At 63.6% G+C, this 12,393-nt stretch carries 11 protein-coding genes and 1 tRNA gene; 5 read left to right on the top strand and 7 right to left on the bottom strand.

The genetic code is table 11. The annotated features are described in order from the left end of the window. Nucleotides 1-1,815, top strand: a complete 1,815-nt coding sequence (recQ, locus tag ACJRPG_RS17780; RefSeq protein ID WP_408001436.1) for a DNA helicase RecQ — start codon at nucleotides 1-3, stop codon at nucleotides 1,813-1,815. Here the strand turns inward: recQ and ACJRPG_RS17785 are convergent. Next, complete coding sequence (locus tag ACJRPG_RS17785; RefSeq protein ID WP_510183111.1) at nucleotides 1,773-2,663, bottom strand: helix-turn-helix domain-containing protein; 891 nt, start codon at nucleotides 2,661-2,663, stop codon at nucleotides 1,773-1,775. The genes recQ and ACJRPG_RS17785 overlap by 43 nt on opposite strands. A gap of 354 nt (nucleotides 2,664-3,017) precedes the next feature. Here ACJRPG_RS17785 and ACJRPG_RS17790 point away from each other — a divergent pair, with 354 nt between their 5' ends. Beyond that, a complete protein-coding gene (locus ACJRPG_RS17790; RefSeq protein ID WP_408001438.1) occupies nucleotides 3,018-3,929 on the top strand; it encodes a DMT family transporter in 912 nt (303 codons plus the stop codon). On the opposite strand, the gene ACJRPG_RS17795 is transcribed toward ACJRPG_RS17790, so the two are convergent. After that, on the bottom strand, nucleotides 3,882-4,907 hold the full coding sequence (locus ACJRPG_RS17795; RefSeq protein WP_408001439.1) for a PEP-CTERM sorting domain-containing protein: 1,026 nt from the start codon (nucleotides 4,905-4,907) through the stop codon (nucleotides 3,882-3,884). The two genes, ACJRPG_RS17790 and ACJRPG_RS17795, sit on opposite strands and share 48 nt — an antisense overlap. A gap of 115 nt (nucleotides 4,908-5,022) precedes the next feature. On the opposite strand from ACJRPG_RS17795, the gene ACJRPG_RS17800 reads away from it, so the two are divergent. Next, complete coding sequence (locus ACJRPG_RS17800) at nucleotides 5,023-6,753, top strand: amidohydrolase (protein ID WP_408001440.1); 1,731 nt, start codon at nucleotides 5,023-5,025, stop codon at nucleotides 6,751-6,753. A 1-nt stretch (nucleotide 6,754) separates the two neighbouring features. Here the strand turns inward: ACJRPG_RS17800 and trmB are convergent, their stop codons facing one another. Further along, a complete protein-coding gene (trmB, locus tag ACJRPG_RS17805; protein WP_408001597.1) occupies nucleotides 6,755-7,435 on the bottom strand; it encodes a tRNA (guanosine(46)-N7)-methyltransferase TrmB in 681 nt (226 codons plus the stop codon). A gap of 181 nt (nucleotides 7,436-7,616) precedes the next feature. Here trmB and ACJRPG_RS17810 point away from each other — a divergent pair, with 181 nt between their 5' ends. Further along, the gene (locus ACJRPG_RS17810) at nucleotides 7,617-8,120 is read left to right on the top strand and encodes a hypothetical protein (RefSeq protein WP_408001441.1); all 504 of its coding nucleotides are present in this window, start codon (nucleotides 7,617-7,619) and stop codon (nucleotides 8,118-8,120) included. Here the strand turns inward: ACJRPG_RS17810 and ACJRPG_RS17815 are convergent. The 4 genes from ACJRPG_RS17815 to ACJRPG_RS17830 all read right to left on the bottom strand — a co-directional run bounded on the left by ACJRPG_RS17815 (nucleotide 8,087) and on the right by ACJRPG_RS17830 (nucleotide 9,198). Then, nucleotides 8,087-8,386, bottom strand: coding sequence for a hypothetical protein (locus tag ACJRPG_RS17815; RefSeq protein ID WP_408001442.1), 300 nt, complete (start codon nucleotides 8,384-8,386; stop codon nucleotides 8,087-8,089). The genes ACJRPG_RS17810 and ACJRPG_RS17815 overlap by 34 nt on opposite strands. A 93-nt stretch (nucleotides 8,387-8,479) precedes the next feature. Continuing rightward, a complete protein-coding gene (locus ACJRPG_RS17820; protein ID WP_408001443.1) occupies nucleotides 8,480-8,656 on the bottom strand; it encodes a DUF3606 domain-containing protein in 177 nt (58 codons plus the stop codon). Between the two features lie 91 nt (nucleotides 8,657-8,747). Further along, nucleotides 8,748-9,095: a nuclear transport factor 2 family protein gene (locus ACJRPG_RS17825; protein WP_408001444.1), complete on the bottom strand. Its 348-nt coding sequence runs from the start codon at nucleotides 9,093-9,095 to the stop codon at nucleotides 8,748-8,750. 29 nt (nucleotides 9,096-9,124) lie between these two features. Further along, a tRNA-Gly gene (locus ACJRPG_RS17830) sits at nucleotides 9,125-9,198 on the bottom strand. Nucleotides 9,199-9,689: 491 nt separating this feature from the next. On the opposite strand from ACJRPG_RS17830, the gene ACJRPG_RS17835 reads away from it, so the two are divergent. Next, entirely contained in the window at nucleotides 9,690-12,386 is a 2,697-nt protein-coding gene (locus ACJRPG_RS17835; protein ID WP_408001445.1) for a TonB-dependent receptor, read from the top strand. The last annotated feature ends 7 nt before the right edge of the window (nucleotides 12,387-12,393 follow it).

Here is a 12,393-nt window from a genome sequence, read left to right on the forward strand (position 1 = left end):
ATGAACGACACCAGCGAACGCGCCCTCCACCTGCTCCAGACGATTTTCGGCTACCCCGCCTTCCGCGGCAACCAGGCCGAGATCGTGGAACACGTGGGCAATGGCGGCGACGCGCTGGTGCTGATGCCCACGGGCGGCGGCAAATCCCTGTGCTACCAGATTCCGGCGCTGCTGCGCGACGGCGTGGGCGTGGTGATCTCGCCGCTGATCGCGCTGATGCAGGACCAGGTGGACGCGCTGGCAGAAGTGGGCGTGCGCGCAGCCTTCCTGAACTCCACCCAGACCTGGGAAGAAGCGGCGCGCATCGAACGCCTGGTGCGCACCGGCCAGCTGGACCTGGTCTATGTAGCGCCGGAGCGCCTGATGACGCAGCGCTGTTTCGACCTGTTCCAGGATTCGAAGATTGCGCTGTTCGCCATCGACGAAGCGCACTGCGTGTCGCAATGGGGCCATGACTTCCGGCCGGAATACATCAAGCTCTCCGTGCTGCACGAGAACTTCCCCAACGTGCCGCGCATTGCGCTCACGGCGACGGCCGACCAGCAGACCCGCGCCGAGATCGTGCACCGCCTCAAGCTGGAGGATGCGGCGCAGTTCGTATCCTCCTTCGACCGTCCGAATATCCGCTATTCGATCGTAGAAAAGGGCAATGGCCGCAAGCAGCTGCTGGACTTCATCACCACCGAGCATGCAGGCGATTCCGGCATTGTGTACTGCCTGTCGCGCAAGAAGGTGGAAGAGACGGCCGAATTCCTGAACGAGAACGGCATCCGCGCCCTGCCCTACCACGCCGGCATGGAGCACACGAAGCGCGCCGCCAACCAGGCCCGCTTCCTGCGCGAAGAAAACCTGGTGATGGTAGCCACCATCGCTTTCGGCATGGGCATCGACAAGCCGGACGTGCGCTTCGTGGCCCACCTCGACCTGCCCAAGAGCATAGAAGGCTACTACCAGGAGACCGGCCGCGCGGGCCGCGACGGCCTGCCCGCCAGCGCCTGGATGGCCTACGGCCTGCAGGACGTGGTGCTCCAGCGCCGCATGATCGACGAATCCGAAGCGGATGAAGGCTTCAAGCGCGTGCTGGGCACCAAGCTCGATGCCATGCTGGGCCTGTGCGAAACCCTGAGCTGCCGCCGCGTGCGCCTGCTGGATTATTTCGGCGAGCCCGCCACGCCCTGCGGCAACTGCGATACCTGCCTGATTCCGCCTGTGTCCTTTGACGGCACGGTGCCGGTGCAAAAGCTGCTGTCCGCGATCTACCGAGTGGACCAGCGCTTCGCGGCGGGCCACGTGATCGAAGTGCTGCGCGGGATCGAAACGGACCGCATCCAGACCTGGCACCACAATGCGCTGTCGGTGTTCGGCATCGGCGCCGACCGCAGCGAGCAGGAATGGCGCGCGATCTTGCGGCAGGTGATTGCGCTGGGCCTCGTCACCGTCGATCACGAGCAATACAGCTCGCTCAAACTCACCGATGCCGCGCGGCCCGTGCTGAAGGGCGGCCAGAAAGTGCAGCTGCGGCAGTACCAGAAACCGGTCAAACAGAAACGCACGGCGGCGCCGAAAGGCTATGTGGAGACCGACCTCGATACGGACGAACAGAAAATCTTCGACAAGCTGCGCTGGTGGCGTGTGGAGACGGCGCGTGCGCACAATGTGCCGGCCTATGTGATCTTTGTCGATGCCACGCTGCGCGAGATCGCCAAGGCCAAACCGCGCTCGCTGGACGACTTGCGCGGCGTATCTGGCGTGGGCGAGAAAAAGCTGGCGTCCTACGGCGAGGAGATCGTGCGGCTACTGGCCGACATGATCTGACGGAAGCGCGTGGGCGACGTACCCAGCGCATCGCGGAAACGGTGGCCGAAGTGGCTCAGGTCCGCGTAGCCGCAGGCATCCGCGATCTGCTGCAAGGGCAAGTCGGACATTTTCAATAGCTGGCGCGCGCGTTCCACGCGGCGCGCGGCGATCCACGCCGAAGGCGGCATGCCGAAACTGATGCGGAACATGCGCGCCAGGTGGAACTCCGACAGATTCGCCTGCTCCGCCAGCATGCCCAGCGTGATCGGTCGTTCCAGCTGCGCTTCGATATAGGCAGCCAGATGGCGGCGCGTATGCGGCGCCAGGCCGCCGCGCAGGCGCAGCGCGGGTCTGGTCATGGACTGCGAGTGCAGCAGCGCGCTGAGCGTCTCGTGGGTGATCTCGTTGGCGCGCAGCAGCTGGTCGGGATCCTGCCACGGTGTGGCCATCAATTCTCCCAGCAACTGCACGATGCGCGGGTCCTCGAAGTAGGTGCGGTCCTGCAGCGTAAGCTCACGCGGTTCGCGGTCCAGCTCCGCCACGGCGCGGCGCGTGAAATGCTCCGGCATGAAATACACATGCAGCAGGCGCAGGCTATCGCGCACCACCCATTCGGATTCATGCCAGTCCGGCAAGGAACACAGGCGGCCCGGCGCCCCATACTGGCCCGGCGCCCCGCCCCGCTCCACGCGGTAGCCGCCGCCCAGGTAGCAGGACAGCGTGTGGTGGCCGGGCTGTGTGTAAGCAGTCAGCTGCTCATCGGTCTGCCGCTGCCAGACCGCGGCAGCCAGCCCGTCGCCCAGCCAGGCAAAGCGCTCCAGCACCGCGTCGGTGGTCGACATGGTGCCGAACACCGCATGCGACATCGCATCGCGCGGTGCCGCATCCAGCGCCACACGCGCCGCCGGCGCCACGCGGCCTTTGGCAGCAGGAAACAGCTCGGCAAGTGACGGTGCGCAAGAACCCATGCCAAAAAGTCTATCACGCCCCTCCCCGCGGCGCTGGCGCCCCCCAAAAACTGCGCAAGCCTAGACAACTGACATGGGGTCAGGCACCAAGGTGTCAGTCAGCCGTGGAAATGCGCAAGGTGAAACAAGCGGAGATGGCGTCCGGGCGGGACACTGACACTGGGGGCCTGGCCCCATGGTGTCGCGGGCTCGGCCAGGGAAATGCGCAAATGGAGACAAGTGCGAGCGCGGCGGGGCCAGGATACTGGCGCCATGAATACATTTCTCTACCTGCTTACCGTCCTGATCTGGGGTACTACCTGGATCGCCATCAAATTCCAGCTGGGCGAGGCGGCCGCGCCGGTGTCGATCGCCATCCGCTTCTGGCTGGCGACCGCGGTCATGTTCGCCATCATGCTCCTCCTGCGCAAACCGCTGAAGCCGCCGCGCGCGGCCTGGCGCTACCTGGCCGCCCAGGGCCTCGCCTTGTTCTGCCTGAATTTCATCTGTTTTTATTATGCCAGCCAATGGATGCCGAGCGGCCTGGTCGCCGTCGTGTTCTCTACGGCCCCGATCTGGAACGCCATCAATGGCCGCATCTTCCTCAAGCGCACAATCCGCCCGCAAGTGCTGGCGGGCGCGCTGATGGGCCTGGCGGGCATCGGCATGCTCTTCCTGCCGCAGATGCGCGGCCACTGGGGCGACAGCAGCATGCTGCTGGGCCTCGGCCTCGCGCTGGCGGGCACGCTGTGCTTCTCGGCGGGCAACCTGCTGTCCAGCCGCATGCAGGCGCTGGGCCTGTCGCCATGGATGACGAACACCTGGGCCATGCTGATCGGCTCCTGCGTGCTGACCGTCGGCGCCCTGGCCTGCGGCATGAGCTTCAGCTTCGAGCCGAGCGCGCGCTACATCGGTTCCCTGCTCTACCTCGCCATTCCCGGCTCGGTGATCGGCTTCACCGCCTACCTGCTGCTGGTCGGCCGCATCGGCCCGGACCGCGCAGCCTACAGCACGGTGCTGTTCCCGGTAGTCGCGCTGACGGTATCCACCTTCTTCGAAGGGTATCAGTGGACGGCGCCAGCATTCGCGGGGCTGGTGCTGGTGTTAGGCGGAAACCTGCTTGCCTTCCTCAAGGCCTTACCCCGCCTGCCTGCGCTGTCGCCGCGCCAGTGCGAGGACAACTAAGCCCGCGAGCAGCAGTCTCAGCTGCCCGGGCTCCGGTATCGGGGTGGCCAGCGCCAACACCCGTTCCCATGGGCGCTCGCCATCTACTTCAAGGAGTATCTGGCCCTCGTCATTGATATCGAAGGCTTCATAGACTTGCAGGCCGCCGGTGTACTGCGGCCCCAGCAATCTGAGTCCGCCGTCGCGCCAGTAGTATGGTTCGAGGTCGGCGCCGTAACCGATGATTTCGCCCCGGTTATTCATCGTGGTGACGTGGAAGTTCCCCAGTTCGATCATCGTGCCATCACGCCAAAGCACCGCGCGCCCACCGATATTGCCGGCAATCCACCCCAGCTCATTGATCGCGACGGCGTCACCGCCCGTTCCGCCCGGCAGAAGTTCCGGCACGCCATCGCGCCACACTGCCGCATTCCAGCTGTGCCCCTCGCCTACCCTGCCCACCAGCACGCCGGAATCGTTGAGATCGGAAAGCGCGGCGTATTTGTAGCCTGCCGTGTCCGCATAACTCAGCCTGCCGTTTTGCCAGGTCCAGCCAATCGACTCGTCGGCACGAATAAAGGTGCGCCCAAGAATGACCCCGGAGTTATTGATGCGCTTGGCATACGAGGGCAGCGCGCCCGCCACCTCGATGAAGTGCATATTGCCCTGCTGATCCCACCATACCGGCCGCTGCTGGCCAACCGTGTAGTTCCAGGTGTTGCCTGCAACAATGCCGAGGTCGTTGATGTCTCCCATACCGCCCCAAAAATCGTCACTGGCCTGAAGGCGCCGGCGCGTACCGTCCGGCTCCACCAACACGGGCCGGTAATATGCCCGCGACGCGATATAGTCGATCTGTTGCCCGGTAATCTGGCCTGCATTATTCAGGCGATAGAATCCAACATCGATATCGGGCAGTTTGATTACCCTGTAGTCCGCGAGCGCAGCGCCGCTCGCGAAACAAAAGATGATTGCTGCAAGAATGTGTTTGCTGAGCATGGCGGGCCTCATTGCATTGAAAGCTTCATCATGCTGAAATGTCGCACTTGCTGGGCAGTGAATGTATGGAGTGCGCGACAGCTTGCAGGCCGCAAGCATATTAAATGGAGGTAACATGCGTTTGCTGTTTCCGCTTCTTGGGCTTGTCTTCGGCCTGGCGCAAGCCGCCACGCCTGCCGACGCCGTTTACCGAAACGGGCTCGTTGTAACGATGGATGCGCAGAATAGCGTGATGCAGGCGCTGGCGGTCAGCGGCGGGCGTATCGCCTACACCGGCAGCAATGAAGGCGTACAGGCACACATCGGCCCGCGCACGCGCGTGATCGACCTTCAGGGCCGCCTGCTGATGCCGGGCCTGGTGGACGCCCACATGCACCCGCAGTCAGGCGGTGCGCGCCTGCTGAACTGCAACCTCAATTACGAAAAGCTCACGGTGCCGCAGTTCCAGTCGCGCATCCAGGCCTGCCTTGACAAGGACCGCAATGGGAAACGCTGGCTGGTGGTGGTGAACTGGTTCCAGCAAGGCATGCAGCCGGGCGGCGTGGCCGTCAGCCATGCCACGCTGGATGCGCTGCGCACCAAACGCCCCATCCTCGTGCGCTCCTCCTTCGGCCACTCGGTGCTGCTGAACGCGCGCGGCCTGCAGCTGGCCGGTGTGAAGGACGACACGCCCGACCCGCACGGCGGCAAGATCGCCCGCGATGCGCAGGGCAAGGCGACCGGCCTGCTGGAGGATGCCGCGCAGGATATGGCCATGAAGCTGCTGCCGCCGCTCACCGTCGCCGAAAATCTCGCCGCCTCATCGCGCGCGCTCGATGCCATGCGCAAGCAGGGCATCACCACTTTCCTCGACGCCTACACCGATCCCGAAACGCTCACCGCCTTTGCCACCCTGCAGCGCCAGAACAAGCTCACCGCCCGCGCCCACTTCGCGGTGCTGGTGGAGCCGGAGCAGGCGCCCGACCAGGCCGTGAACGAGATCCGCAAGCTCGCCGGCCAGTTCGACCAGGGCGCCACCCGCACGGAGCCCTCAATGCAGGTACGGCATGCGAAGCTCTTCATGGACGGCGTGATCGCCGCGCCCGCGCTGACCGGCTCCATGCTCACGCCCTACTTCACGGAGAGAGGCGAACCGGGCGCCAGCGCCGGTCCCGATCCCTATTTCGCGCCGCCCGTGCTGCAAGCCATGCTGCGGGCGCTGGCAAAAGCGAACATTGATCCGCACCTGCATGTGGACGGCGACCGCGCCGTGCGCGAAGCGCTGGACGCCATCGAAGCCGTGCGCGCCACGCCCGAAGGCGCCGCCATGCGCCCCGCCCTGGCGCACAACGAGATCGTGGACCCGCAGGACTTCAACCGCTTCGCCCAGCTCGATGCCACGGCCGTGCTGTCCTTCCAATGGGCGAAACCCGCGCCCGATACCGTGGAAGCGCTGCAGCCGTATATGGGCCCGATCCGCTACGGCTTCGTGGAGCCGCAGTTCATGCTCCGCACCGCAGGCGCGCGCATCGCCTTCGGCAGCGACTGGCCGGTCGATCCGCTCAATGAATGGTTCGCGCTGCAGGTGGCCGTTACGCGCGCGGCCGGGCCGGACGCGGGGCCGCAGTATCAAGGCCGCCTCGGCACGCAGCCCGGCCTGCCGCGCGCCGCAGCGCTAAGGGCAATGACGATTGAAGCGGCTTATGTGCTGCGGCAGGAGCAGGACATCGGCTCGCTGGAGCAAGGCAAGCTCGCCGACATGATTGTGCTGGACCGGAATGTGTTCGACATTCCGCCAGAGGAGATCGCCCGGACCAGGGTGCTGCAAACGATCGTGGGCGGTAAAACGGTATACGAAGCGAAGTAGCTTACTTCTTCATGAAGACCAGGTCCCATACGCCGTGGCCCAGCTTCAGGCCGCGGTTCTCGAATTTGGTGAGCGGACGGTAAGCCGGCTTCTCGGCATAACCTTCCGCCGTGTTCTGCAGGCCAGGCTCGGCGCCCAGCACTTCCAGCATCTGCACGGCGTAGTCTTCCCAATCGGTGGCGCAATGCAGGTAGCCGCCGGGCGCGAGGTGGTCCACCAGCTTCTTGACGAAAGGCGCCTGGATCAGGCGGCGCTTATTGTGGCGGGCCTTGTGCCACGGGTCCGGGAAATAGATATGCACGCCGGCCAGCGAATTGGCCGGAATCATATGGTCCAGCACTTCCACCGCGTCATGCTGGATCACGCGCAGATTGGCCAGCTCCTGCTCCCCGATCAGCTTGAGCAGGCTGCCCACGCCGGGCGTATGCACTTCCACGCCGATGAAATCCTGCTCCGGCGCGTTCTTCGCGATGAACGCCGTGGTATCGCCCATGCCGAAGCCGATTTCCAGGATGACCGGCGCCTTGCGGCCGAAGGCTGCCTCGAAATCGAGCGGCGCCTTCGCGTAAGGAATCATGTACTTCGGCCCCAGGTCGTTCAGCGCACGCTCCTGCGCAGTCGACAGACGGCCCGCGCGCGTCACGAAACTGCGGATGCGGTGCTCGGTGGGGTCATACAGCATGGTCCGCGCAGGACCGTTCGAAGGCGTATCGGAAGACATGGAAAGCTTACGGCAAAAGGGAACGATTATACCACCTGAGCCCGTGTCCACTTTCGGGTCTGACCCCGGGGTGGACACGGCCTGAGCTGCTGGATGGCGGCACCTGCGATAATAGCGGCTTTACGCATTTTCCCGGACTGGCATGGCCCAAGCACTCAATATCGCAATCATCGTCGTCGCCCTGCTGGCGCTCTATTACCTGCTGAAAGGCGCCCCGAAGGCGAAGCCGGTAGCGCTCCAGCACCCGGCGGGCGGCTCCTACACTCCGGTGCCGGAAGGCGAGCCGGTGCGCCACTGGAGCGACGGCGGCCGCTTCAACCTGGAAGTGGTGGGCGAATCGCGCTACCGCGACGCGGTGCGCGCGCTGGCCGGAGAACATGGCGAAGGCAAGGCCGACGCCCGCCATCGTGCCCTGCTGCTGCCGGACGATGACAATCCCTACGAAGACAAGGCCGTTGCCGTGTTCCTCAGCGGTGAAATGGTGGGCTACCTCGCGCCGAAAGATGCGCTGGCCTTCCGCGCCCTGCTCAAGCGCGAAGAACTCGACGGTAAACTGACCTCCTGCGACGCCGCCGTGCGCGGCGGCGGCACCTGGGAAGGCAAGCTGCTGGCTTATTCGGTGTGGCTGGACCTCGATCCGGCCTGAGACTCAATGGCGGGGGCGGGGGGCGGGCCCAGCCGCGCCTCGATGGCGCCGCTGTCAATCAGTTCGCGCGCCAGCGCGCGGGCTTCGATCTCTGCGGCGTGTTCGCGCTTGAACAGCGCTGGGGTTTCAATCAGCACCGGCGGCACGAAGCTGCGGCCGGAATAGCGGTGGGACTTCACCAGGATCTGACCACGAAAACGCCCCTCGTCCTGCTGAACGACAGTCACGCAATACACATACCCTTTGACCCAGATATCTTCAGTCATACAGCCCTAGAAAAGGCCGCATGCTAGCACGGGGGTTTGCGCGCGCGCGCACGCTTGCCTCCGGAAACTTTTTGCATTTTCCCCAGCGCAGTATTACTTGCCGAGATGCTGGCGCACAGCACTCACGCTGGGCCCGGCAGCCTTCACCGCCGCCTCCAGTTCTGCCTTACTCAGGCCCAATTCCTTGGTCCAGTAAGCCACTTCCCATTCCTCGTTAACATTAATACGGCTGCGGTCCTGCGGGCCGCGGTTCTGCAGGTTGTCGGACATGACAGGCTCCTCGATGCACGGTGTATTCCGTAGCCTGAGCATCGCGCCGTATGGCGCCGCTGTCGGTTAAGTCGCTCACGGATGGCGCCCCTCACTTCTTGATGACAAACGCCCTTAACTCAACCATCTTCCCATCCTTGAACCGCCAGACATCGCAGTAAGCATGGAGCGCGCGCTGGCCAGCTTCGTCCTGAACGACGATTTCGCCAAGGGCTGCAAGGAGGTCGCCATCGGCGATCAGCTCATGAACATTGAACTCGGGTGGCCGGATGTATTCCGTCTTCATCCAGGAACGCACGGCATCCTTGCCATGCAGCGTTTCCCCACCCACGGTAGACCACTCGATGTTTTCGTCGCAAAAAGCGAGAAAACCCTCGTGGTCGCCAGCAGAAATGGCAGCGTTTGCTGCGATCAGAATGGCTTTATGGCCGTCCGGCATGTGCCCTCCCGGATGAAAGGTAGCGGCGATGGAGCGGGTGAAGGGAATCGAACCCTCGTATGAAGCTTGGGAAGCTGCCGTTCTACCATTGAACTACACCCGCGTTGCCGGGCATTTTATCAGGCTTCCAGACGGATGAGCTGTTTCGGTATAGTTCCTTGGAATACTTTCGAACGAAAGAATGATAACGAAAGCGCAAAAATACAACAGGAAACTCGAAAAAACGTAAGAACCTTTGTATTGCTCGGAGTTTCACTATAGACTGAATTTCGCCGCACCCTATAATGCCCCGGCGACAGATTTCGAAAGCTCCAAATCGAAACATTTTCGGGTCAAGATCAGTGTCATTCGAAACAAAACGAAAGCGCAATAAGGTCATGCCAGCCAGCCTGGACTAGGTGGTAGGACTGGTGAGCGCAAACAACTTATAAAAGGAACCGTTTAATGAGTTCTCACCTGAAACACCGCCCGCGCGGAGACAGTCATACCCCCTTCGTACTGAACCCGTTAACTGCCGCCTGCCTCCTGGCACTCGGCACTATGGCAGCGCCGGCTTATGCCCAGCAGGAAGCCACGGCGACAGATAGCGAAAACATGACCCAGGTCGTCGTGACCGGCACCCGCGCCAGCCTGCAGCAGTCCCTCGCCCTGAAACGCAACTCCTCCGTAGTGCAGGACAGCATCAGCGCAACGGAGCTGGGCCGCTTCCCTGACAATAACGTGGCCGACTCGCTCAGCCACATCACCGGCGTGTCGATTTCCCGCACGGCCGGCGGCGAAGGCCAGAAGGTCAGCATCCGCGGCCTGGGCCCGGATTACACGATCACCACCTTCAATGGCCGCCTGCTGGGCACCGACAGCGCGGGCCGCTACTTCGCCTACGACGTGCTGCCGGCCGACGTGATCAGCGGCGCCGACGTCGTCAAATCGACCCAGGCGCAGCTGATGGAAGGCGCCATCGGCGGCCTGGTGAACCTGCGCTCCGCCAGCCCCTTCGACCAGAAAGGCCAGCACGGCCTGCTGCGTGTGGAAGGCGACCGCAACCAGATGAGCGACCTGAACGGCAAGAAGGTGTCTGGCACCTACAGCAAAACGTTCAGTAACGAACTCGGCGTGTTGCTCGGCGTCGTCTACGCCAAGCGCGACGTGCGCACCGACACGGCCGGCAACGACGGCGGCTGGTCGCGCAATCCCATCCCAAGTGACCCAAGCCAGTTCTGGGAGTGGGGCAATACCTGGGGCGGCGCCATCGACCCGAACGGCAACGGCGTGCTGGACCGCGACGAAGAAGGCCTGATCGGGCCGGGCCAGTTCCGCTTCGGTTCCATCATGGAGAAAAAGGAACGCCTGGCAGTGTCGGGCAAGGTCGAGTGGCGGCCCAGCTCCGACGTGAAAGTCATCGTCGACGGTTTCAAGACCCGCCTGGATTCGCCGCAGGTCGGCTACCAGCTGTCCTTCTATCCCCTGTTTGCGCCGGGCCGCTGGTCGAACATGAAGGTCACCAACGGCGTCGTGACCGACCTGACCTTGTCCAATACCGATCCCGAAATGCGGCTCAATCCCGAGATCCTGAACAAGACCGAATACCGCGTGGTGGATACCGCGATGTACGGCGCCCGGACGGAATGGAAGGTCTCGCCTACCCTGAAAGTCGCAGGCGACATCTACGAGTCCACCTCGAAGCGCCACTCCGGCGGCAACGACAGCTACGTGGTGCTGCGCATGAACCAGCCCAACGTAACGCGCATCCAGCTCACCGGCGCTGCCGTTCCTGACGTGAAGACCACCTTCGCCGACGGCCGCGACCTGCAAAGCGGCCTGGCCCAGGGCCTGTTCAAGCCGAGCGACTTCAACACCCACTACTACAGCCGGGCAGGCGACAATATCGACGACCGCATCGGCGGTGCGACGGTGAATGCCGACTGGAAGCTGGACCGCGCCAACATCGAAACGCTGCGATTCGGCCTGAGCCAGACCAACCGCAAGAAGAAGCGCGACATGATCAACAACGCCTTCAATGCGGGCCAGGACCACTACTCCGGCGAGAATGCGATCAACCTGGGCGCCCTGGGCGGCAACGTCATCAACCAGACCCTGAGCCCGAGCGGCTTCCTGTCTGGCGTGAGCGGCAACTTCCCGCGCAGCTTCCTCGGCTTTGACGTGGCGAACTACGCAGAAGCACTGAAGGCCTACGACGGCAAGCCAAGGCCGGGCGGCGGCGTCTACAGCTCGACCCTGTCTGCACCTGCCTGGAACCCGCTGGAAAGCTACCGCGTGACCGAGAAGACCACGACCGCTTTCGTGCAGGCCGACCTGGCCGGCGAAACCTGGAACGCGGACGTCGGCGTGCGCCTCGTGAAGACCCGGACCACCTCGCAGGCCTGGGACGCCAAGATCAACGAGATCATCGAGAACGGCGCCTTCAACTATACGGCCGTCTACGCCGCACCGTCCGTGGTGCAGCAGAAATCGGACTACACCTTCGGCCTGCCCTCGTTCAATTTCACCTACCTGTTCACCGACACGCTGCAGCTGCGCATCGGCGGCGCCAAGACGATGGCCCGTCCATCGGTGGACAAGCTGGCGCCGTCCAGCACCACCGCCAGCATCTCCTGGGGCGACTTCACGCAGATCTTCGGCGGCAATGCGGAGCTGAAGCCGTACAGCGCACGCCAGGCTGACGTTTCGCTGGAGTGGTACTACGCCAAGGACTCCGCGCTGACCGTGGCCGTCTACCAGAAGAACATCAAAAACCAGATCACCAACCTCTGGCTCTCTGGCCAGGACATCGGCGCTCCCGGCGGCCGCCTGTTCAACGTGCAGCGCCCTATCAACGGCGACAGCGCCAAGGCGCGCGGCGTCGAAGTCGGCCTGCAGCATCTGTTCGACAACGGCTTCGGCGTGCGTGCACAGTACACCCGCAACCAGTCGAAAAGCTGGGTGGCCGGAACCGAGCGTCCGCTGGAAGGCATCGCGCCTGCAACCGCATCCCTGGGCCTGCTGTATGAGCGCGGCCCATGGAGCATGAGCACCACGGCCGACTACACCGACTCCTTCGTCACCGCCACCAATGTGATCGGCGCGGGCTGGAACGAAACGGCCAACTCCATGACGTGGGTAACGGCACAACTGGCCTACCAGGTGAACAAGTCGCTGCGTCTCAGCATCGAAGGCAACAACCTGACCGATGCGGTGCAGGCGCCGAAGCTGGGTAACGGCACCATCAGCCTGCCGAACGGCTATTATCGCTATGGCCGTTCCATCACCCTGGGCGCAAGCCTGAAGTTCTGATGCAGTA

This window comes from Pseudoduganella rhizocola (genome assembly GCF_045984285.3).
In the GTDB taxonomy this organism is placed as follows: domain Bacteria; phylum Pseudomonadota; class Gammaproteobacteria; order Burkholderiales; family Burkholderiaceae_D; genus Rugamonas.